Source organism: Paenibacillus nuruki, from assembly GCF_963311185.1.
Taxonomy (GTDB): domain Bacteria; phylum Bacillota; class Bacilli; order Paenibacillales; family Paenibacillaceae; genus Saccharibacillus; species Saccharibacillus nuruki.
On record NZ_OY725677.1, the window covers coordinates 4,926,402 to 4,950,321 of the forward strand.

General features: G+C 40.5%; 16 protein-coding genes. 13 read left to right on the forward strand and 3 right to left on the reverse strand.

Features of this window, described 5'->3' with window-relative positions; translation table 11 throughout:
* Window positions 1–38 precede the first annotated feature (38 nt).
* Complete coding sequence (locus tag RCP16_RS21860) at window positions 39–698, reverse strand: pentapeptide repeat-containing protein (protein WP_308641334.1); 660 nt, start codon at window positions 696–698, stop codon at window positions 39–41.
* A gap of 239 nt (window positions 699–937) precedes the next feature.
* On the opposite strand from RCP16_RS21860, the gene uxaC reads away from it, so the two are divergent.
* From uxaC to RCP16_RS21915, 11 genes are all read left to right on the forward strand, one after another.
* Window positions 938–2,362: a glucuronate isomerase gene (uxaC, locus tag RCP16_RS21865; RefSeq protein ID WP_308641335.1), complete on the forward strand. Its 1,425-nt coding sequence runs from the start codon at window positions 938–940 to the stop codon at window positions 2,360–2,362.
* Between the two features lie 236 nt (window positions 2,363–2,598).
* Window positions 2,599–3,996, forward strand: a complete 1,398-nt coding sequence (locus RCP16_RS21870) for an MFS transporter (protein WP_273592506.1) — start codon at window positions 2,599–2,601, stop codon at window positions 3,994–3,996.
* A gap of 145 nt (window positions 3,997–4,141) precedes the next feature.
* Window positions 4,142–5,146, forward strand: coding sequence for a LacI family DNA-binding transcriptional regulator (locus RCP16_RS21875; protein WP_308641336.1), 1,005 nt, complete (start codon window positions 4,142–4,144; stop codon window positions 5,144–5,146).
* Between the two features lie 231 nt (window positions 5,147–5,377).
* The gene (locus tag RCP16_RS21880; RefSeq protein WP_308641337.1) at window positions 5,378–6,850 is read left to right on the forward strand and encodes a tagaturonate reductase; all 1,473 of its coding nucleotides are present in this window, start codon (window positions 5,378–5,380) and stop codon (window positions 6,848–6,850) included.
* 57 nt (window positions 6,851–6,907) lie between these two features.
* Window positions 6,908–8,413 carry a UxaA family hydrolase gene (locus tag RCP16_RS21885; protein ID WP_308641338.1) on the forward strand — a complete coding sequence of 502 codons (1,506 nt, stop codon included), beginning with the start codon at window positions 6,908–6,910 and terminating at the stop codon, window positions 8,411–8,413.
* A 123-nt stretch (window positions 8,414–8,536) separates the two neighbouring features.
* Window positions 8,537–10,087 (forward strand): MDR family MFS transporter, encoded by a 1,551-nt coding sequence (locus RCP16_RS21890; protein ID WP_308641339.1) that lies wholly within the window; start codon window positions 8,537–8,539, stop codon window positions 10,085–10,087.
* 367 nt (window positions 10,088–10,454) lie between these two features.
* Window positions 10,455–11,141 carry a cell division ATP-binding protein FtsE gene (ftsE, locus tag RCP16_RS21895; RefSeq protein WP_069328515.1) on the forward strand — a complete coding sequence of 229 codons (687 nt, stop codon included), beginning with the start codon at window positions 10,455–10,457 and terminating at the stop codon, window positions 11,139–11,141.
* Entirely contained in the window at window positions 11,131–12,051 is a 921-nt protein-coding gene (ftsX, locus tag RCP16_RS21900; protein WP_069328514.1) for a permease-like cell division protein FtsX, read from the forward strand. Before ftsE ends, ftsX begins: the two co-directional genes overlap by 11 nt.
* A gap of 141 nt (window positions 12,052–12,192) precedes the next feature.
* Window positions 12,193–13,488, forward strand: a complete 1,296-nt coding sequence (locus RCP16_RS21905; protein ID WP_308641340.1) for a murein hydrolase activator EnvC family protein — start codon at window positions 12,193–12,195, stop codon at window positions 13,486–13,488.
* Window positions 13,489–13,517: 29 nt separating this feature from the next.
* A complete protein-coding gene (locus RCP16_RS21910; protein ID WP_273592502.1) occupies window positions 13,518–14,984 on the forward strand; it encodes a S41 family peptidase in 1,467 nt (488 codons plus the stop codon).
* Window positions 14,985–15,140: 156 nt separating this feature from the next.
* Window positions 15,141–16,541 (forward strand): PDZ domain-containing protein, encoded by a 1,401-nt coding sequence (locus tag RCP16_RS21915; RefSeq protein WP_308641341.1) that lies wholly within the window; start codon window positions 15,141–15,143, stop codon window positions 16,539–16,541.
* Window positions 16,542–16,718: 177 nt separating this feature from the next.
* On the opposite strand, the gene RCP16_RS21920 is transcribed toward RCP16_RS21915, so the two are convergent.
* On the reverse strand, window positions 16,719–17,537 hold the full coding sequence (locus RCP16_RS21920) for a flagellar motor protein MotB (RefSeq protein ID WP_069328510.1): 819 nt from the start codon (window positions 17,535–17,537) through the stop codon (window positions 16,719–16,721).
* A gap of 2 nt (window positions 17,538–17,539) precedes the next feature.
* The gene (locus RCP16_RS21925) at window positions 17,540–18,325 is read right to left on the reverse strand and encodes a flagellar motor protein (protein WP_069328509.1); all 786 of its coding nucleotides are present in this window, start codon (window positions 18,323–18,325) and stop codon (window positions 17,540–17,542) included.
* Window positions 18,326–18,671: 346 nt separating this feature from the next.
* Here RCP16_RS21925 and uvrB point away from each other — a divergent pair, with 346 nt between their 5' ends.
* Window positions 18,672–20,666, forward strand: a complete 1,995-nt coding sequence (uvrB, locus tag RCP16_RS21930; protein WP_069328508.1) for an excinuclease ABC subunit UvrB — start codon at window positions 18,672–18,674, stop codon at window positions 20,664–20,666.
* Window positions 20,667–20,878: 212 nt separating this feature from the next.
* Entirely contained in the window at window positions 20,879–23,740 is a 2,862-nt protein-coding gene (gene uvrA, locus RCP16_RS21935) for an excinuclease ABC subunit UvrA (RefSeq protein WP_308641342.1), read from the forward strand.
* Window positions 23,741–23,920: the final 180 nt, after the last annotated feature.

A 23,920-nucleotide genomic window follows, 5' to 3' on the forward strand; every position in this document is an offset into this window, starting at 1 on the left:
AGGACAACCTTATTATCGCGGTTGTCCTTCTTTGTGTATTAAGATTTGATGACAAGTCCCATCAGTCCAACAAATGAAGAAGCTTGATACGGCGAAATGATACATCCTCGCAAATCTTCAATTTCAATCTGTAAGCTTGTAAAATCACAGGTACTGAGATCCACTTCCTGTAACGAAGTGCCTGACATCATAGCGGTGTCTAACTGACAATGATCGAACATAACAGATTTGAAGGTAGAAGAGCAGTAATCCGCCCCGATCAATGAGCAATGTTCGAAAGAGACATTTTTGAAATTAGAAAAGCGAAATACAGAGTAATCAGCGACACAGTCGATAAAACGAACATTTTGCAAGCGACTTTGAGCAAAATCAGTACCGATTAATTTGCACTGCCGAAATTCTGTACGATGAACAAACGAATGAGGAAATGGAATATTCGAAAGATCGCATTGATCAAATATCACATCGGTCAGTTCGATTTCAGCTAAATTCGACTCGATGATATCTACTTTTTCAAATATTGTTTTCTCAAAAGATACCCGCTGCGCTTCCTGACGATCGATCGTGAGTTGTTGTATTTGGACACGACTGAACTCGTCTTTGGCTTGCAAAGAGTATAAAGGTTCCTTTAACTGCTCTAACTGTTGCGGAATTTTGGGAGCTTCGATTGGGATAGACATATGTAGTAGTACCTCCATCTTTGGGATTATGATCATTATATCGCAAGGATCTGCTGTGATTGTATGACTCTATGCCTAGAATATGAATTTGCTATGATATCTGTTACAATAACAGCACTTCTTAGTTCATATAACTGTAACAATAAAAATAGCGAAATCCTATTGCGTATTCTGCAAAAAGAGATACAATAAGACTGTAAATGTTCACGTTAACAAAATGAATAAACATAGCTGAATCAAGGAAAGGAAGGAATACAATGACTGTTAAATTTTTGGATCAAAACTTTATGCTACATAGTGATACAGCGATCCAACTGTACCACCAAGTAGCAAAAGATATGCCGATTATTGATTACCATTGTCATTTGAGTCCACAAGAAATCTTGGAGAACAAAACGTTTAAAAATATTACAGAAGCATGGTTATATGGAGATCATTACAAATGGCGTGTGATGCGTGCTAATGGAATCGAAGAAAAATATATTACAGGCGATGCCGATGATTATGATAAATTTCTGGCGTGGGCAAGAACTGTACCACAATTGATCGGTAATCCACTGTATCACTGGACACATCTCGAATTACAACGCTTTTTCGGAGTAGACGAATTATTAAGTGAAAAGACAGCTCCGCAGATCTGGCAAAAAGTAAATGAACAACTACAGGGTGAAGGATTCGGAGCGCGCGATCTGATTACCAAGTCGAAAGTAACTGTCGTGTGTACGACAGATGATCCTGTCGATGATCTTGGTTATCATGCACAGATTCGTGAGTTAAACGGTTTCTCGACAGCTGTCTTGCCAAGCTTTCGACCAGACAAAGCATTAGAGATTAATCGTGCTACATTCCGTCCATGGTTAGAACAATTAGTGGATGTGTATGGATCAGAGATTCGTACCTATGACGACTTTTTGAAAGCGCTTGAGCAAAGAGTTCGCTTTTTCCATGCCGCAGGAGGACGAGTATCCGATCATGCGCTAGATACGGTTGTTTTTGCAGAGGCGACTCAAGCAGAAGTTAATCAGATTTTTGCCAAAGCGTTAGAGCAAGGACAAGTGAGTAGTGAAGAAGAAGCGAAGCACAAATCGTATACACTTGTATTTTTGAGTCAATTGTATGCAGAGCTAGATTGGGCGATGCAGTTCCATATTCATGCGTTACGCAACAATAGTACATCAATGTTCCGTCAATTAGGACCGGATACCGGTTATGATTCCGTAAATGATGGATTGATTGCGAAACCGTTAGTGTCGCTACTAGATGCTATGGAATCAGCAGGTGCCTTACCAAAAACGATTTTGTACTCACTCAATCCGAATGATTATCCTGTTCTAGCAAGTGCAGCAGGTAGCTTCCAGAGCGGTGGTATCGCTGGTAAAATTCAGTTCGGTACAGCGTGGTGGTACAACGATCATCGTGATGGTATGCATGAGCAGATGAAATTGTTAGCCAATATGGGTGTGTTAGCTCGTTTTGTAGGGATGTTGACCGACTCACGTAGCTTTTTATCATATACCCGTCATGAATATTTCCGCCGTCTGTTGTGTGATCTGTTGGGTACATGGGTAGAACAAGGGGAAGCACCTGATGATATGGAATTGTTAAGCGGTATTGTAGAAGGCATTTGTTATACCAATGCAGAGCAATATTTTAATTTCCCAGCAGTCGTTTCTGTACAGTAATCAGGTAGAAGTATCGCTTTGGCTGATATAGAACATAGAGTATGGAGACAGTGATGTTCTAACAGATGCAGTCAAAGCGATATTTACTTCTGAGTATTATGTGATTAATTTCACAAAATAAATAATGCCTTATCCAATCCATTCAAGCAGCAAGAAACGTAGAAATGCTCAAAACAGTATCGCATGATTGTCGATATTGTAAGCGGTTGATTTTATCAAATCAAGGGGTGTGTCACATGGGAGTTGCTACATTAAAAGGGGTCAAAGCGGAAGAAAATGTGATTGACGGCAAGATCAGTTTGAAAGAAAAGATTTCGTACGGTATGGGGGACTTTGGGAACGGATTTATGTTTGATCTGGGGCAATTGTATCTGTTAAAGTTTTTTACAGATGTAGCAGGGATTCCAGCGATTGCAGCAGCAGGTATATTTCTAGTCAGTAAATTATTTGCAGCGATCTGTGATCCGATTGTTGGTTCTTCGATTGATTATCGCAAAAATATCGGAAAGAACGGTAAATTTAGACCGTATTTGATCTACGGAAGTCTTATTCTTGCGATCCTGACAGTGTTTACGTTTATCTCACCTAATCTATCAGTAACAGGTAAATTAATTTATGCGTATGCTTCTTATATGATCTGGGGGATTGGATATTCATTTGTAAATATTCCTTACGGTTCACTGGGTGCATCGATTACTCAGAATACGATTGAACGGGCATCGTTATCGTCATTCCGTCAAGCCGGTTCACTTGGAGCTTTATTTGTAACAAGTGTAATCGTAATGCCTTTAATTGTGCATTTCGCTAATCCATCTGTAGGTTTCCCTGTGGTGATGGGGATTATGTCTATCATCGGTGTGCTTGCTTTTATTGTGTGTTTTCGCGGAACGAAAGAACGGATTATTAGTCAAGCCGCTCCTTCTGAAAAATTATCGGTCGGCAGTGTTGTCAAAACATTTGTCAGTAACAAACCGCTATTAGTACTGGTTTTAATGACTGTATTTACGATTTCAGCGTACAATATCAAATCAGCGATGTTGATTTATTTTGCACAGTATAATTTAGGTAATGTAGAACTGATGGCGTATATGAACTTTATTATTATCGGGTCTTCATTTATCGGCGTCTTGTTTTTACCTAAATTGGTGAAAAGATTCGGTAAACGTAAAACAGCGATGATCGGACTTGGAATTAGTGTGGTTGCAGATACGATCAACTTTATTGCACCATCGAATGTGTATCTTTTCACAATCTTAGCCAGTATTGCATTTATCGGTATTAGTATCCCTAATGGTGTCACATGGGCTTTTGTATCTGATATTATCGATTATGGCGAATGGACATCAGGTGAACGTAAAGAAGGAACGACCTATTCGTTGTTTAACTTTTCTCGTAAATTAGCACAATCGTTATCTGGTTTCTTATCAGGTGTAGGTCTTGCTGTTGTTGGTTATGTACCGAATGTGGTGCAGACGGTCGGCACTCAGATCGGGATCAAAGCGTTATTGTGTCTGTATCCAGCGATTGCTCTGGCTATTGCGATGTTAATTATCGGATTAATGTACAAATTAACAGATAAAAAGCATGAACAAATCGTTGAAGAACTACAATTGCGTCATCAACCCTTAGAGTAGAAAGAATGAGAACAATCGCATAGCGCTCAGCAACCGTCCGTATTATGGTGAGTGGAACATAATATGTTATTCTTAGGAGAAGAGGAGTCATATGATTCCTCCGAGTCGATGAATCGAACAAGCTGGAATAAAGGAAGGTATGCATATGGCAGCCACTATCAAAGATATCGCCAAGCTAGCGAATGTTTCTCATACAACCGTTTCTCGTGCACTGAATAATAGTCCGCTTATTAAAGAAGTCACCAAACGTAAAATTATGCAGATTGCGCAAGAAGTGAATTATATTCCGAATTATAATGCTAAAAGTCTGGTATTACAGCGTTCGCATACGATAGGTTTGTTTTTTACCAGTATTTCCAATGGTACCAGTAGTAGCTTTTTTGCCGCTACGATTCGCGGGGTCAATCGTGTAATCGGGATCGAATACAATTTATTTGTACGTGGCATTGACGATTATCTAGATTACAGTTCGATTCATCGTAAACGGTTTGATGGCATTATTTTGATGAGTCAAAGTGAAGCGGATAATGATTTTATTCATCATGCATTAGAGCAAGAAATTCCGATTGTGGTGTTGAATCGTCTTCTTCCCGGTGCAAATCTAGTCAATATTGTCTCTAACGATAAAGAAGGATCTTATCATGCTGGACAATTTCTGATTGAGCAAGGGCATACACAGATTGCTATTATCGAAGGGATCAAAAGCTTTAAGTCTACAGAACAACGCCGATTAGGGTTTGTTCAAGCGATGGAGGAAAATGGATTATCGATCCCATCCCAATATGTTGTAGGCGGAGAGTATGATACAGAAAGTGGTTATCAAGCGATGCAACAATTGCTAGCTTTATCAACACCACCAACCGCTGTATTTTGCTCCAATGATGATATGGCGATAGGTGCGATGAATGCCGCATTTGAACAAGGGCTCAAAGTGCCACAAGACCTGTCGATTGTCGGGTTTGATGATATTAATTTCTCCATGTATACCAATCCTGCATTAACGACAGTGAAGCGTCCGATCGAAGACATCAGTGCGCGCGGGGCAGAAAAAATATTAGAACAGATTCGTGAAAAAGAAACACAACAAGAATTGATCTTTGTTGAAACTGAATTGATTCAGCGTAAATCAACAGCTGTTTATTCAGAGTAATTTATTGAAGCCACCAATTGTTCAAGTTGCTAAATAAGATCGTTATAGATTGAGGATTCCAGAGCTTACTACTATGCGCAGGAATTCTCTTTTTAATAAATGATAAGATTGTGATCTAATTCACTTTGTTAACGTGTGCATAAAATTATAATTATTGATAAGAACACAAATAGTATCCAGAACATAAGTTAGCTATTCCTATTTTAAAATAAAGATCAGGAGGATATGATCATGCCAGCACTTAACCGAACCACTTATCCAGCTTCAACCTATACTGAAAAAGTACTGCAATTTGGGGAAGGCAATTTTTTGCGAGCATTTACCGATTGGCAGATTCATCAGATGAACCAAAAATCGAATTTTGATGCAGGAGTGGTCATCGTACAACCACTAGCTACAGGGATGGCTGAACGACTGAATGAACAAGATGGATTATATACGGTGTATCTCGAAGGGATTCAAGAAGGACAACCTTCTCGAACTCATGAAGTAATTGAGTGCGTCACACGCGGAATCAATCCTTATGAGCATTACGAACAATATGAAGCTTTGGCGTATCAACCTGAATTACGTTGGATTATTTCTAATACGACTGAAGCTGGCATTGCTTTTAACAGCACAGATCAATTAGCAGATCGTCCACAGCAAAGTTATCCTGGTAAATTAACATCATTATTGTATCGCCGTTTCCGTCATTTTCATGGAGAAGAGAGCAAAGGGTTTATTATTCTTCCTTGTGAGTTGATTGATCATAACGGAGATGAGTTGAAACGAATTGTTTTGCAATATGCAGAGTTGTGGAACTTGGAGCCTGAATTTGGTGCGTGGGTACATCAAGCGAATACATTTTGTAGCACTCTGGTGGATCGAATTGTACCGGGTTATCCTAAACAGCGTATGCCTGAGATTACAGCTGAGCTTGGATATGAAGATCAGTTTGTTGTAGTAGGTGAACCATTTCACTTGCTTGTGATTGAAGGCCCCGCATGGATCGAACAAGAATTACCTTTTGCTCAAGCTCATTTGCATATCAAAGTGGTGTCAGATATGGCGCCTTATCGCACTCGTAAAGTACGTATCTTGAATGGCGCTCATACCGCAATGACTCCTGTTGCGTATCTATATGGTCTCAATACAGTAGCAGAAGCAGTAGAACATCCGATCACAGGTGCTTTTGTCCAGTCTCTTATTCAGGATGAGATTATACCGACTTTGGATCTGCCTGCTGATGAACTAGAGCAATTCGCTGCTGCTGTGATGGAACGTTTCCGCAATCCATATGTAGAGCATTTTCTAATGAGTATTTCACTTAATAGTATTTCCAAATTCAAAACCCGTGATCTACCTACGCTTACTTCTTATATCGAACAACAACATCAATTACCAGCCAAATTAGTATTTTCGCTTGCGGCTTTGATTGCTTTCTATAAAGGCGATCGTAGCGGAGAACGTATCTTATTAAATGATGATGAAGCTGTGTTACAACAATTAGCTGAACTATGGAAAAACTGTGATAACAGTCAATCAAGCCTGTATCAGTTGGTGACTGCTGTACTCGGTGAAGTTTCATTCTGGGGAATGAACTTAAATTCTTATGCAGGTTTAACTGAGCAAGTGACGACTAATTTGTACCATATTCAACACCAAGGAATGGTTGTTGCTTTGCAAGAGTTGATGGCTCCATCGGTAACACCTACTGTGTAATCGACTATAAGCATTATTTACGATAAAGAGACCTTTTATAAGGAGGCATACCGAATCATGTTGGAATATATACAGATTCATCCGCAAGATAATGTGGCTGTGGCGCTACGTGATTATCAGCAAGGTGAAGTGATTACACTAGATACCACAACAGCTACGGCACAATCAATTACGTTAACTGAAGATATTGCAAGAGGACATAAGATTGCACTACAACCGATAGAAATCCATCAACATATTATCAAATACGGCTATCCGATTGGACATGCGATTCAGCCGATTGCCGTCGGTAGTCATATTCATACTCATAATGCCAAAACCAATTTAACTGGTATTGAAGAATATCATTATGATCCCAAAACATTATTCAATCCATATACGCTCGAAAATCGTACATTTCAAGGGTATCGACGTAGCAATGGAGATGTGGGTATCCGTAATGAACTATGGATCGTACCGACAGTGGGCTGTGTCAACGGAATCGCTGAATTGATCTTAAGTGAGTTCGAGCGTGAAGTAGGCGATATCGCTCCTTTTGAAAATACATTGGTGCTTAAGCACAGTTACGGTTGTTCTCAGCTTGGAGATGATCATCAATATACACGTACGATTCTGGCAGACGCGGTGAAGCATCCAAATGTAGGCGCTGTACTGGTACTTGGGCTTGGCTGTGAAAATAATGAAATGGATCAATTTAAGCTTGCGATCGGTGAACATGATGAACAACGGGTCAAATTCCTTGTCTCGCAAATGGTATCTGACGAAGTCGAAGCAGGTGTGCAATTGCTTAAAGAAATCTTTGAACATGTACAAGGTGACCATCGGGAAGAAATACCGTTAGCTGATCTCAAAATCGGACTTAAATGTGGTGGTTCTGACGGATTATCAGGGATTACAGCTAACCCCCTATTAGGTCAACTGTCTGATTATATGGCGGCACAGGGTGGAACCACAGTATTAACAGAAGTACCGGAAATGTTTGGTGCTGAACAGATCTTAATGGAGCGTGCAGCAGATGAACAGGTATTTGGCAAAATTGTTCATCTAATCAATGACTTCAAGCAGTATTTTATGGATTACAAACAGCCTGTATATGAGAATCCGTCTCCGGGTAATAAAGCGGGCGGAATTACTACGTTAGAAGATAAATCACTGGGTTGTACGCAAAAATCAGGAATTTCTCCTGTACAAGATGTTCTATTATATGGAGAACGATTACAGACACGCGGATTAAATCTGCTGAGTGCACCGGGTAACGATCTAGTGGCTTCATCTGCATTAGCAGCAGCAGGTTGTCAGTTGGTCATTTTCACCACAGGACGGGGTACGCCTTTCGGTTCGTTTGTACCCACTATGAAAGTATCAACCAATTCACCTTTATTTGCTAATAAACCACACTGGATTGATTATAATGCAGGCACTTTAGTAGAAGGTGTAACGATGGAAGATGGATTGCGTGATTTTATCGAGTATATTATCGAAGTCGCCAGTGGACGCTGGGTCAATAATGAAAAAAATAAGTTCCGTGAATTGGCGATATTTAAAAGTGGAGTTACTTTGTAAATAGGCGTTTGTCGTCTTCAATTCAATAATATGCTATACTCATTCCATTGTGACCAATGGGTCAGTAACAAACAGATGCTTCTCAGAAGGATCATGTTATGATTACGAAAAAGGAGTGAGTATATGTCGGCATCTGTTGCTGAAAAAAGCAAAGGAGCTTCGAAAACAGGCTGGATCGTCGCAGGATTGTTGCTCGGTATTTTTATTGCAGCGATAGATAATACGATTGTGGCTACAGCGATTGCTACAATCGTAGGCGACCTTGGAGGATTTGATCAATTTGTCTGGGTAACTTCAGCCTATTTGGTTGCTTCTCTCGCAGGAACCCCTATTTTCGGCAAGCTTTCGGATATGTATGGTCGTAAGCGATTTTTTATTTTTGGTGTTGTTGTGTTTATGCTCGGTTCTATTTTATGTGGAACAGCCGATTCGATTGTACAACTTAGTATTTATCGAGCGATTCAAGGAATAGGTGGCGGTGCACTTGTACCGATCGCTTTTACAATTGTGTTCGATACGTTTCCACCGGAAAAGCGTGGTAAAATGACAGGCTTGCTGGGTGCTGTATTCGGAATGTCCAGTTTGTTTGGTCCATTATTAGGCGCTTATATTACTCAGTATATGAATTGGCGCTGGGTGTTTTATATCAATGTTCCGTTTGGTATTATTTCATTTCTATTGATTATGATCTTTTATCATGAATCGATGGAACGTTCGAAACAAAAAATCGATTGGTGGGGCGCAGGTCTGCTTATTGGTGCTGTCGTTTCATTAATGTTCGCTCTAGAATTAGGCGGAGATACGTATCCGTGGAATTCAGGCGTGATCTTAGGATTATTTGTGAGCTTTGTGATCTTACTGATCGCTTTTATTTTTGCGGAAAAGAAAGCAGCAGAACCTATTATTTCATTTCCAATGTTCAAAGATCGTCTGTTTACTAGTAGTACATTAGCGGCTTTCTTCTATGGAGCTGCGTTTATTACAGTCGCTCTATATATTCCGATCTATATTCAAGGGGTTAGCGGTGGAACAGCAGTCAATTCAGGGCTGACTTTGATGCCGATGACGATCGGATCAGTAATTGCTGCGATGCTTGGCGGCATACTGGTTAACAAATTAACCTTCCGTCGTATTATGATGATTTCTGGATTTTTATTTGTATTAGGCATGGCACTGTTAAGCAGGATTACACCGGAGACCCCTGCACTATTATTGTATCTATATCTAGCTACAGCAGGATTCGGTATTGGCTTCTCATTCTCTGTACTTAATATCAGTGGGATTCAGAACTTTGATTTCCGCCAACGTGGAGCTGCAACCTCTACGTTAACATTTGTTCGTTCACTAGGGATGGCACTGGGTGTAACCATATTTGGATTGATTCAGCGCAGTATCCTTAGCAATCAATTGCAAGCAGGTGTCGATCAAAGTGGTAGTGGAAGTTCATTACCTCCGGGACTTGATCTGACACAGTTAGATCCACGTGCATTATTATCGGATGATATCAAAGCTAATCTACCTGCCCAAGTTATTGAGATGATTCAAGTGGCTTTGACCAGTTCGATCGCCGGTACATTTATGTGGGCAGTTCTACCCGCCATCGGGGCATTAATCGCTGTTTCGTGTATGGGTAAAGAACGTGCTCTACAAACCAACAAGCCTAATCAAAAGTGATGTTACAGTATGTTTTTTAAATATAGACGCTTTTTAAGGTCGTTAGCAGAAGAAAGTCTGATTTCAGCATGATGCTGATTTCAGGCTTTTTTGATTACTGAGTGATTTTCGAGTTATTATAGTACTCAAATGGTAACGAATTTGTTACAATAGAGATTATTGAATCAGTCTTTCAAACATATGGTGTTTTGATACATTCTGTACAAAGTACCTCATCGTATATTGGTTTACTTGATAAGAACCAACCTACCTATACTTAGTGTTGTTGAAATGTGAAGAATAGCAGTAACGAATAAAAGAATTCAGACTTCATCTTGCCACACGAATAGTGTACAGATGAATGATCTTGTTATTAGGAAGTGATGATTTGATAGAAATGCAGGACGTATGGAAAACTTATCCCAATGGAGCACATGCTCTACAAGGGATCTCTGTGAAGATTGATCGCAACGAATTTGTATATGTGGTCGGTCCTTCGGGTGCGGGTAAGTCTACCTTTATGAAGCTAATGTATCGTGAAGAAACACCAACTAAAGGTCAAATTTCAGTAAATGGATTCAATTTAGGCAAATTAAAACAACGTAAGATTCCATTATTACGTCGTAATATCGGAGTTATTTTTCAAGATTTTCGTTTGCTTCCGAAGTTAACAGCGTACGATAATGTTGCTTTTGCAATGGAAGTTATTGAAACGCCGAGAAAATTAATGAAAAAAAGAGTAATGGAAGTATTGGATCTAGTAGGACTTCAAAGTAAAGCAGGGCGTTACCCTGAACAAATGTCCGGTGGTGAGCAACAGCGGATCGCTATTGCACGCGCAATCGTCAATAATCCAGCTGTTATTATTGCGGATGAACCGACAGGTAACCTTGATCCTGAGACGTCATATGGCATTATGCAATTGCTAGATGAGATTAATTTCCGTGGTACCACAATTATTATGGCAACTCATAATAGAGATATTGTGAATTCGATGCGTCGTCGTGTATTAGCGATTGAAGACGGCATGATCGTCAGAGATCAGATTAGAGGGGAGTACGGTTATGAATTTTAATACCTTCTTGCGACACTTGCGGGAAGGTTTTAGAAGCGTATTCCGCAATGGATGGATGTCGATCGCATCCATTACTTCCATTATTGTGTCTCTGTTTATTTTGGGTGTATTTATTTTGTTAGTATTAAATGTGAATCAACTAGCTGATCAGGCAGACAGTGAAGTTGAAATTAATGTCTTTCTAGAACTCAACGTAGATCAGTCGTTACGACAAGAACTACAACAAGAAATCAGTGCAATGACAGAAGTAAGCACGGTCACTTTTGTTCCCAAAGCACAAGGATTGAAAGAATTACGTGATCGTCTGGGTGAAGGTGGAGAGTCCTTTTTACAAGGATATGCACAAGATAACAATCCATTACCTGATGCTTTACGTATCCAAGTGATAGAACCAACAACTGTTCCTTTTGTCGCTCAGAAGATTGAAGCACTGAATACAGAACATCCTGAGAAACCTATTCTCAAAGTTCGTTATGGTGGAGACACTGTACAGACGTTATTCAAAGTTACTGCATTGATTCGTAATATTGGTCTGATCTTAGTCGCTGCGCTTGGACTGATGGCGATGTTCTTGATTGCCAATACGATTCGAGTCACTATACTTGCACGTCGTCGTGAAATTAGCATTATGAAGCTTGTTGGAGCCACCAATCAATTTATCCGTTGGCCGTTCTTTATTGAAGGTGCACTATTAGGCGGTATTGGTTCACTGGTAACAATTGGAATTTTATTTATCGGATATCAGCAATTGGTAGCCGCTTCTGTTCGATCATTTGGAATAGCGTCTGTGATCACTTTGATTCCGTTACAGCAGATCTGGCCATTATTAGGCAGTCTATTGCTTGGACTTGGAGTATTGATCGGAATATGGGGTAGTACACTCTCGATTCGTCGCTTCCTTAAAGTATAAAATAAATTATTTTCGTAAATATGCAAAAAAAGCTAAGATATCTGCAAAATATTGCCGATAATCATACTTGATGCAAGTGCTGAACGCCGGAAAACGACTGTTTCAAAAACCTACAAACGGTAAAAGGATGGGGAGAAAAAGTTGAAAAAAGTCGCATCAGTTATGGCTGTTATTTTATTGGCAGTCTCTGTGATACAACCACAACATGTACACGCCGCCAAATCGGTTAGTGATATCCAAAGTCAATTAAATGCTGTGGAGAAAAAAGCACAGGAAGCAGCCCAACAGAAGAAAAAAGCTGCTGCTCAAAAGAAAAAATCGCAAGTACTGAAAGCTAGAACACAAAAAGATCTAGGTAAAGTATTGCAAGCGATCAATGAAGTGAGCAGTCAGTTGGCTCGCGTTTCTAGTGATATTTCACAAACCGAATCAGGTCTGCGTCAAGCGAAAAAAGATCTGGCTGAAACCAAAGAACGTATTCATGCTCGTGAAGGTATGATTGATACTCGTGTACGTATGATGTATACCGATGGATTAATCTCTTATATGGATGTGTTAATGGCATCAACCAATTTTTCTGATTTTGTAGAACGTGCCGATTCATTACGTATGATTGTAGATCAAGATCAGGACATTTTGGCTCAACATGAGAAAGACAAACAATTCGTAATCGTAACGCAAAAAAAATTGACTGCTTCGTATGCAAAAGCGAAAAGTCTATATGCTGAAAAAGCAGAGCGTAAAGGCGAATTAGATGCCAAAGAAAGCGAAAAACAAGTACTTATTTCTAAATACAATACACAGATTGAAAATGCAGATGATATCACATCCGAGCAAGAACAAGCGTTGTGGGATCTAGCTGATAAACGTGCTTCTCTGTATCAAGAGAAAACAGCACTAGAAGCACAAGAAAGAGCAGCAGCGGCGGCTCGTGCAGCAGCTGAAGCTCAAGCCAGAGCAGAAGCAGCAGCGAACAATCCACCATCATCCGGTGGAGGTGGAAGCTATACACCACCAAGTACAGGTGGGTATCAAGGTAGCGGTAATGGTAGTATGGGTCTACCTGTAAATGGTGCACGTATTTCTTCTCCATTCGGATACCGTAATCACCCGATTCAAGGGGTATACAAAATGCACACAGGTGTTGATTTTGCAGCTCCTCAAGGAACTGATATTCATGCCGCTCAAGGCGGTACAGTCATTGTCGCTCAATGGCAAAATGGATACGGTAATACTGTGATTATTGATCATGGAAATGGAATCAGAACCTTATATGGACATATTCGTGATGGCGGTATTGCTGTTTCTGTAGGGGCTACAGTGAGTCAGGGACAGAAGATTGCAGAAGTAGGTTCTACAGGAAACTCTACAGGCCCTCACTGTCACTTTGAAGTACGTGTGAATAATACACCTGTCGATCCGATGGGTTATCTGTAATAGCGTTAAGCTCAGAGAGGCGGTAACACATGATGAGAAAACGCACCGTAGCACTACTTGTGATTGCCATGATGGTGCTGAGTAGCGTGCTTACACTGGCTTTTACCAGTCTGCCAGGAATCGCTCGTAACGCTGTCAACGGACAAGGATTGCTCGCAGCACTTAGCGGTGGTGGTCTAAGCGACCAACAGCAAAGTAAATTAAGTACAGCTGCCAAATTGATTGAAAGTAATTATTATCAAGATGTAGATAGCAACAAGCTAGTAGATGGTGCGATCAATGGAATGATGGAAGCATTAGGTGATCCTTATTCCAGTTATATGGCTCCTGAGACAGCGACTCAATTTTCCGAATCAATCGCAGGATCATTTACTGGAATTGGTGCAGAAGTGTCGCAAGAAGATGGTAATGTAGTGATTGTTTCTCCAATCAAAGGGTCGCCTGCGGAAAAAGCAGGATTACGTCCTAAAGACATTATTGTATCGATTAATGGCGAATCGTTAGCGGGCGTAGACTTGAATGACGCGGTTAACAAGATTCGTGGTAAAAAAGGCACAACAGCTACTCTTGAAATCAAACGTTCTGGTAGTTCAAATACGTTAGATTTCAAAATTGTACGTGATGATATTGATGTAGAGACGGTTACTTCGAGAATGACGGATGACAAAATCGGCGTAATCACTGTAACGCAGTTCTCGATGAATACAGCCGAACGTTTTGATGCTGAAGTGAAAAAGCTTGAAGGCGAAGGTATGAAAGGTCTTGTGATTGATGTTCGTAACAATCCAGGCGGTGTTCTATCTGTTGTAATTGATATGGCTGAACAATTTGTTCCGAATGGCAAATTGATTGTACAGGTCGAAGACAAAGCAGGTAAACGTGATGAGACTAAGTCCAAAGGTAAAGGTGTTAAATATCCGATTGCTGTAGTGACGAATGGTGGTAGCGCAAGTGCTTCTGAGATTCTAGCAGGTGCCTTGAAGCAATCTGCTGGTGCGACTTTATACGGTGAGACGACGTATGGTAAAGGTACCGTTCAGACGAGTATGGATAATATCTTTAACGATGGCAGTCTAATTAAAATTACGATTGCCAAATGGTTAACACCAAATGGAGATTGGATTCACAAAAAAGGAATCAAACCAGATGTTAAAATTGCTCCACCGGATTACTTTACAGTAACTCCAATCAACAAAGAGAAAACACTCAAATATGATATGAATAATAGTGATATTAAGAGTGCTCAAATTATGTTAGATGGTCTTGGTTACACGGTAGATCGTAAAGATGGTTATTTTGACCGTGATACCGAAACAGCAGTGAAATCATTCCAGACCAAGCAAAAGCTAAAAGTAACGGGTGCGATTGATGAGAAAACAGCAACAGCACTTGAAGTAGCATTAGTGGAGCATATCCAAGATCCACAATATGATGTTCAGATCAACAAAGCGATTGCAGGCGTTGAAAAGCAGATTTCTACCACGAAGACCCCGTAATTTGAAACTGTAATGCGCTTATTCATAAGTATTTCCAAAAAGAAGGCTGTTATAGCCTTCTTTTTTTATGTAGAATAGAGAGAGTTGAGTCTATATGCGAATGAATGATACGCTGATAGTGAAGCAAAGATAGATGGCAAAGGAGAGTGGCAACCGTTGAACGTATTGGGTGAGGCACTCCGTATGATAGGCGGGGCATTAGGGGCGCTATTAACGCAGCCTTTTTACTATATATTTCTAATCGGTGTATTGTTGCACTATAGAAGACAAGGTATTCTTGAACGTAAATTATTTAATATCCGTATTTATGTCTATGCAGGTCGAGTGTTACGAACCGTCGTTACCGGGATCATTGCAGGGCTACTGATCTCGATCGTTATGGCTTTTATTGGTATACATATAGAGACAGAAATAATCTGGTGTATAGGCATTATTTTGATCCTATTATCCTTATTCCGTCTACGTTACGCTCATTTGACGATGGCTTTGGCTGTACTTACGATTATCTATATGGTGTTACTTTCATTTCCGTCATGGCAACCGACCGGTGGGATAGGGTCATTTATTTCGAGTATTCGTCATATTGACTTGCCTGGATTATTAGCGATATCGGTATTGTTGCAATTGATCGAAGCGTTATTATTCCGTATGCAAGCGTTACGTTTTTCTTCACCTGTAGTGATCGAAGGCAAGCGTGGTAAGCCTGTAGGTGCATATGCAATGGAAGCTTTCTGGCCTGTTCCACTGTGGTTATTTATTCCTTCTGTAAGTGGTATCGTTTTACCGTGGACACCTCTTCATGGAGCACAATCATGGATAGACGGTGTATCGCTAACGGCATTGCCTGTAATGATCGGTTGTAGTGTATTAACACAGACCCATTTGCCACAAGCGAAAGCACAGCGAATAGCGAAGCGGTTAGTACAAAGTGGTCTGATTATGGTAGTATTTGCAGCCCTAGCATTATGGTGGGCACCGATTGCAATACCGGCAGTCATTATTGCTGTGATATTACGTGAATGTGTGATGTACTTCAGTCGACGAGAAGAAACAGAGCAGAGCCCATTATTTATTCGTGGATTACGTGGAATCAAAATTTTAGATATTATTCCGTATAGCCCTGCGGCAGAACTAGGCATTACCGCAGGTGAAAGTATGTATAAAGTGAACGGACAGCTTATCCATGATCCTCAATCTCTTCATGCGGCATTGCGAATCAATCCTGCATTTTGTAAATTGGAAGTATTAAATGTAGAAGGCGAAAGTAAATTTCTGCAACGGGCGATCTATGCAGGAGATCATCATCAGTTAGGAATGATATTCGCGCCAGACGATCAAGCGGTGGTTTCGCCAGATATTCAGCGACTATCGGCATGGCATTTGTTAACCAAACCGCGTGTACAGAAGTTGCCTAGTAGCTATCATGAACATTCTGCTTTGTTATTACCAGAAGGTGAGCAAGTGACCGAACCGGAAGTACCGGAAGAGCCAATTGAATTGACTCCCGAGTATATTGAAAAGCATGGATTACCCAAGCGTCCTCGGCGTAAGTCATAAAGCGCATAAAATAGTATGTTGCTAAATAATAGGTGTACCCAATACCTAATAAACAATCATTAAATGTTAGCAAAAAATAAATTTTAGAACATAAAAACACTCCAGTGTAGCTTCTCATCTATAGATAGAGAAGTACGCTGGAGTGTTTTTTGTATTTCAACTTTTATATGCAGCCCATTAATCTTGCAATTGACGTAACACGATGATTTCAACACGGCGGTTTTTTTGACGACCCGCAGCGGTTGAGTTATTTGCGGTGGGGCGAGTATCTCCATAACCTGCATATTGAAACTTCGATTTGTCTAACCCTTTAGTATCAATAAAATAGCGCAGAACAGACAATGCACGAGCACCTGACAACTCCCAGTTATCCTGATAACGTGAAGCATTTACAATCGGCAGATTATCGGTATGCCCTTCAATGCTGACCGTCGTATCAATCGATTGGAAAAGGCTAGACAATTGCGCCAGTGTGGCTAAAGAAGGTGATTTGAGATTGGCTTGTCCTTCATTGAATAAAAATTGATCGCTTAGTGTAATCGAGATCCCTTGAGGCTTATCAGCAACCACAACTTGATTGCCTAGATTGTTCGTTTTGACATAGGTTTCGATTACACTCATAAGATTGGCTAGTTCACTTTCCTGCTTACGGAAAGCTTCTTCGCGATTGGTTAGTGTAGTAGATCCACTTTGTGTATCTTTACCGCCAGCATTACCTGCTTGATTACTGGTAGAAGTAGAACCACCGTTACTCGTATTTTTACCTGCTGTTCCGGTAATGCCTTTACCACCATCTAGAATTGAATTGTCGCTTTGAAAAGTAAGCTGTAACGAGTCCGTAAGCACCTGATACTTTTCTGTATCAACATGACTCACCGAATACATGACCACAAAAAAGATGAGTAATAGTGTAATTAGATCCGCATAAGTAATCAGCCAGCGATCTTGATGGTTATGCCCATTTCCTTTTTTACTGCGCCGAGAATAACGTGCCATCGTTATTCCTCCCCTGTTCTAGCTTCGCGAATAAGATTCCCATTACTTTCCGGCAAAAAGGTTTCTAGCTTTTTACGAACCAATTGAGGGTTCTCACCATTTTGGATAGACAATACACCTTCTAATAACATTTCCATCGTCTGAATATCCAGTTCGCTACGTGAACGAATCTTGGAAGCAATCGGTAGGAAGATGAGATTGGCACTGGCTACACCATACAACGTCGCTGTAAAAGCAACAGCAATTGATCCACCTAATCCTGTGGGCTCGCTTAGACTGCCTAATACTTGAATCAGCCCCATAACCGTACCAATAATCCCCATCGTAGGTGCATAACCACCCGCAGAATCAAATACTTTGGCATATTGTTCATGTTCTAATTCGGTTTTGGTCATTTCAAGTTCTAGAATCTGTTGAATGACTTCACGATCTGTACCATCAACCACTTGCTGAATCCCTTCTCTTAGAAAAGGATTATCATGAGAAGAAGCTTGAGGTTCAAGTGCAAGTACACCTGCCCGGCGTGCATGCGTAGACATATTCACAATATCTTCAATCAATTGTTCATTATCTGTACCACCTGATGAAAAAGTAAAAGCTATCGCACGTGGAATTTTTTTCAATCGTGCTAATGGAAAACTGATGACGACAGCCGCAGCTGTTCCTCCAAATACGATCAATGCAGCAGCACCTTGAACCAGCCCGCTAGCATCTCCGCCTTCCCATAAAAAGCCCCCAATCAATGCAGCAAGTCCTGCAATAATCCCAATAATCGTTGTTAAATCCATTCGTTCATCTCCTGTTCTGGGTATGGGGAATAACCGTAAATGTAACGATTTACATAAAAAAAGTTAAAATTTCAGTCTTGTTTCAATTGCATAAATACAATAGGAAGAGTATAATATAAGAACAAACATTCCTATAGCGGTATATTTTTGCTGTGCTATAGAGGGTATGATCTACAGACAACTTATTATAGAATAATTAACCAAAAATGAGATTCGTCAATTCATGGTGTGCCACCATTGTACATGTTGGGTAAAGAATAATGTATTCGGCACTTTGAGTAACGGTCTCTTTTGTTATTATCGGGCACGTGTAATTATATTTTAGACGATAGGGTGATGCAGGGCAATGAATGATATTGTTGTCAGCTCCAAGAAATTTGAAATACAGTCGGAATTCTCTCCTCAAGGCGATCAGCCTCAAGCGATAGATGAGTTGGTAAAAGGTATAGAACGAGGAGAAAAGTATCAGACTCTTCTCGGGGCGACCGGGACAGGTAAAACATTTACAATGGCACAAGTGATTGCCAAGGTGCAACGACCTACACTGGTTATTGCACATAACAAAACATTAGCGGCGCAATTAGCAGGTGAATTTAGAGACTTTTTCCCTAACAATTCTGTCGATTATTTTGTAAGTTATTATGACTATTATCAACCGGAAGCCTATATTCCGTCTTCAGATACCTATATTGAAAAAGATTCCAGTATCAATGAAGAGATCGATAAATTACGTCACTCAGCGACCAGTTCGTTATTTGAACGTCGTGATGTGATTATTGTAGCCAGTGTATCTTGTATCTATGGTCTGGGTTCACCTCAAGATTACGGCGGTTTGTTATTATCACTGCGTGTAGGTATGGAGAAGTCGCGTAATGAGATCTTATCTCGTCTCGTTGATATTCAGTATCAACGGAATGATATTAACTTTGTACGCGGTACGTTCCGTGTACGTGGTGATGTGATTGAGATTTTCCCAGCTTCTCGCGGAGAACAAGCAGTACGTATTGAATTGTTCGGTGACGAGATTGAACGGATTACTGAAATTGATGTACTGACAGGCGAATTAGTCGGTGAACGCGAACATATTGCTATTTTCCCGGCATCTCACTTTGTTACCAAAGAAGAAACGCTTAAAGTAGCGCTTAAAAATATTGAACGTGAACTAGAAGAACGTCTTAAAGTGTTAAATGAACAAGGGAAGTTGCTGGAAGCACAACGTCTAGAGCAACGTACTAATTATGATCTTGAAATGATGAGAGAAGTAGGCTTCTGCTCCGGGATTGAGAACTATTCCGGTCCTCTTACTTTCCGTGAACGCGGAGATACTCCGTATACACTCATGGATTATTTTCCAGATGATATGTTGATTGTTGTCGATGAATCACATGTGACATTGCCGCAAATTAGAGCGATGTACAATGGTGACCAGGCGCGTAAAAGTGTACTGGTTGAGCACGGATTCCGTCTTCCATCAGCATTGGATAATCGCCCGCTTAAATTCGAAGAGTTCGAAGATAAAGTTAGTCAGATTGTGTTCGTTTCAGCGACACCAGGTCCTTATGAATTGGAACATTGTCAAGAAATGACGCAACAGATTATTCGTCCAACAGGACTGCTTGATCCTATTATCGAAGTTCGTCCAACCAAAGGACAGATCGACGATATTATTGGAGAAATTCATTTACGTATTGAGCGAGATGAACGGGTACTGTTAACGACATTGACCAAGAAAATGTCGGAAGACCTTACCGATTACCTCAAAGAAATAGGAATCAAAGTCAGGTATCTGCATTCGGATATCAAGACGTTAGAACGGATGTCGATCTTGCGTGATCTTCGTCTGGGAACGTTCCATGTTCTTGTCGGGATTAACTTGCTACGAGAAGGACTTGATTTACCTGAAGTATCTCTGGTAGCAATTTTGGATGCGGACAAAGAAGGATTCTTGCGTTCTGAACGTTCATTGATCCAGACTATTGGTCGTGCGGCACGTAACTCGGATGGTCGAGTCATTATGTATGGTGATCGCATTACAGATTCAATGCAGAAAGCTCTTTCAGAAACCGAGCGTCGTCGTAGTATTCAGATCGCTTATAATGAAGAACACGGTATAACTCCGCAAACGATCCGTAAAAAAATACGTGATGTTATCGAAGCGACCAAAGTGGCTGAAGGTAAAGCAAGTTATATGGAAGAGATCGGTAAAACGAAACTTTCCAAACGTGATCGTCAAGCACTGATCAGTCGTCTTGAACTGGAAATGAAAGAAGCAGCGAAAAATCTACAGTTTGAGCGTGCAGCGGAATTGCGAGATGCTGTGCTAGAACTCAAAGCTGAATAACATCTAGATTCTACAAAAACAGAGTACCTGTTACTCTTCATCTATGAATAGATAAATAATGAAGGTTGTTAAATATCCTGTGTTGTATCCAGTGATGTTTGACAACCTTTATCATAGCTTACTGCTAAATGGATAACATACTCAATTAGAGATGTGGATATACAGAAATGTAGCAATTACTCCGGAAGCACCGGACTTGGAGGTTGGATTATTTGGCAAACAAATTTATCGAGGTCAAAGGTGCACGCGCACATAACCTCAAAAATATTGATATTAGTATCCCGCGCGATAGCTTTGTGGTATTAACAGGGTTAAGTGGATCAGGGAAATCTTCACTGGCATTTGATACGATTTATGCAGAAGGTCAACGTCGTTATGTCGAATCATTATCTGCGTATGCTCGTCAGTTTTTGGGACAAATGGAGAAGCCGGATGTAGATTCAATCGAAGGATTGTCTCCTGCAATTTCGATCGATCAGAAAACAACAAGTCGTAACCCTCGTTCTACAGTAGGTACAGTAACGGAGATTTATGACTATTTACGTCTTTTGTTTGCACGAGTAGGTCATCCTCATTGTCCTGTGCATGGAGTTGAGATTACGTCGCAAACGGTAGAGCAGATGGTTGATCGTATTATGGAATATCCGGAACGTACCCGTCTGCAAATTTTGGCACCAGTCATTTCTGGACGTAAAGGTGAACACAAAAGTATTTTCTCTGAAATCTCTAAGCAAGGATTTGTGCGTGCTCGTGTGAATGGCGAGATTAGAGATGTATCTGAAGATATTCAATTGGAAAAAAATAAAAAACATACCATCGAAGTTGTGGTTGACCGTATTGTAGTCAAAGAAGATGTAGCTACTCGTCTGGCAGATTCGATTGAGATGGCTTTGAAAATGTCTGGCGGTCAATTGCTGGTAGATATTATCGACAAAGAAGAACTTCGCTTTAGTTCCAACTTTGCGTGTCCGATCTGTGGATTCAGTATGGAAGAGTTATCCCCACGTATGTTTTCGTTTAACAGCCCGTTTGGAGCTTGTACTGAATGCGATGGTCTGGGTGTACGTATGGTTGTTGATCCAGATTTACTGATTCCTGATAAAAGTAAAACGATCGATCAAGGTGCTTTTCAAGCATGGAGTGGTGGATTATCGAACTATTATCCTCAATTTCTAAAATCAGTATGTGAGCATTACAAGATTCCGATTGATGTACCTGTATCTGAATTAAAAGAAGAGCAGATTAATCTGATTTTAAAAGGATCAGGTGAACAAAAGATTCGTTTCCGTTATGAAAGTGACTTTGGACAGAAAAAAGAAGCTCAAGTGCTGTTCGAAGGCATTGTTCATAATTTGGAACGTCGTTATAAAGATACGTCTTCAGATAGTATGCGTGAATATATCGAAGGCTTTATGAGTGCGAAGCCTTGTCCGGTATGTAAAGGTAATCGTCTCAAAAAAGAAATTCTTTCAGTTACCGTTAATCAAGTGAATATTTCAGAAGTGACAGCGATGCCTATTGGCGATGCAACTACTTTTTTTGAAAATCTAGTATTGAGTGAAAAAGAACAAAGTATTGCTCGCTTAATTTTGAAAGAAATCGGTAGTCGTCTAGGATTCCTTGTTAATGTAGGTCTAGAATATTTGACGATGGCACGTGCGGCAGGAACATTATCCGGTGGTGAAGCACAGCGTATTCGCTTAGCGACACAGATCGGTTCTAGTCTGACCGGTGTACTTTATATTCTGGATGAGCCTAGTATTGGGCTACATCAACGGGATAATGATCGTCTGATTCATACGTTAGAGCATATGCGTGATCTAGGAAATACATTGATCGTAGTTGAGCATGATGAAGACACGATGATGGCGGCTGATCATATTATTGATATCGGACCGGGTGCAGGAATCCATGGTGGGCACGTGATCGCAGAAGGAACACCTGCTGAGATTATGGCGCATCCTGATTCGTTGACAGGTCAATATCTAAGTGGACGCAAATTTATTCCTGTCCCTGCGAAGCGCCGTGAAGCAAGCGATCGTTGGTTAGAGATTCGTGGAGCCAAAGAAAACAATCTTAAAAATGTAAATGTTAAATTCCCTATTGGATTGTTTACAGCTGTAACGGGTGTATCGGGTTCTGGTAAATCAACACTCGTTAATGAAATCCTGTACAAAACACTAGCTCGTGATCTGAACAAAGCTAGAGTTCGTCCGGGTGAATATCGTGAAATCCGTGGACTAGAGCATGTGGATAAAGTAGTTGATATTGACCAATCACCTATCGGTCGTACACCACGTTCTAATCCAGCAACATATACAGGTGTATTCGATGATATTCGTGATTTATTCGCACAGACCAATGAAGCCAAAGTACGTGGTTACAAAAAAGGTCGCTTTAGCTTTAATGTTAAAGGTGGACGCTGTGAAGCTTGTCGCGGAGACGGTATTATCAAGATCGAAATGCACTTTTTGCCAGACGTATATGTACCTTGCGAAATCTGCAAAGGAAAACGTTATAACCGTGAGACACTTGAAGTGAAATACAAAAACAAAAGTATCTCGGATGTGCTTGAAATGACGGTGGAGGATGGCGTAGATTTCTTCCAAAACATTCCTCGTATTCAGCGTAAAATGCAAACATTATTCGATGTAGGTCTGGGTTATGTGAAGCTTGGACAACCTGCTACTACATTATCTGGTGGTGAAGCGCAACGTGTGAAATTGGCTTCTGAATTACATCGTCGTAGCACAGGTAAAACGATCTACATTTTGGATGAGCCGACAACAGGACTACATGTAGATGATATTGATCGTCTATTAACAGTACTTCATCGTCTAGTCGATTCTGGTGATTCTGTACTGGTGATTGAGCATAATCTGGATGTAATCAAAACAGCCGATTATTTGATCGATCTTGGTCCAGAAGGCGGTAGCGGTGGAGGTACGATTCTGGCATCGGGTAGCCCTGAACAATTAGTCAAAGTGAAGAATTCATACACAGGGCACTATCTCAAACCTATTTTGGAACGAGATACACAGCGTAGTCGTGAACTTGAAAGCAGTCAGGTTTAAACAATGAAATAAAGTAATCATAGCTAGTACATGTTGAATAAGGATACGCATTCAGATGTACTGGCTTATTTTTGTCCAAATATGCTTATATTTATCAATGATTACCGAAAGATAGTTCTTCATGGCAATTGTGTCATACCTGTGCATATGCTACATTGGAATCAGACTATTGTTCCTACA

Coding starts and splice junctions, on each gene's coding strand:
- ftsX (WP_069328514.1), top strand. CDS start 11,131: ATGAATTTTAATACCTTCTTGCGACACTTGCGGGAAGGTTTTAGAAGC.
- RCP16_RS21890 (WP_308641339.1), top strand. CDS start 8,537: ATGTCGGCATCTGTTGCTGAAAAAAGCAAAGGAGCTTCGAAAACAGGC.
- RCP16_RS21910 (WP_273592502.1), top strand. CDS start 13,518: ATGATGAGAAAACGCACCGTAGCACTACTTGTGATTGCCATGATGGTG.
- RCP16_RS21870 (WP_273592506.1), top strand. CDS start 2,599: ATGGGAGTTGCTACATTAAAAGGGGTCAAAGCGGAAGAAAATGTGATT.
- uxaC (WP_308641335.1), top strand. CDS start 938: ATGACTGTTAAATTTTTGGATCAAAACTTTATGCTACATAGTGATACA.
- RCP16_RS21880 (WP_308641337.1), top strand. CDS start 5,378: ATGCCAGCACTTAACCGAACCACTTATCCAGCTTCAACCTATACTGAA.
- RCP16_RS21875 (WP_308641336.1), top strand. CDS start 4,142: ATGGCAGCCACTATCAAAGATATCGCCAAGCTAGCGAATGTTTCTCAT.
- RCP16_RS21885 (WP_308641338.1), top strand. CDS start 6,908: ATGTTGGAATATATACAGATTCATCCGCAAGATAATGTGGCTGTGGCG.
- uvrB (WP_069328508.1), top strand. CDS start 18,672: ATGAATGATATTGTTGTCAGCTCCAAGAAATTTGAAATACAGTCGGAA.
- RCP16_RS21925 (WP_069328509.1), bottom strand. CDS start 18,325: ATGGATTTAACAACGATTATTGGGATTATTGCAGGACTTGCTGCATTG.
- RCP16_RS21920 (WP_069328510.1), bottom strand. CDS start 17,537: ATGGCACGTTATTCTCGGCGCAGTAAAAAAGGAAATGGGCATAACCAT.
- RCP16_RS21860 (WP_308641334.1), bottom strand. CDS start 698: ATGGAGGTACTACTACATATGTCTATCCCAATCGAAGCTCCCAAAATT.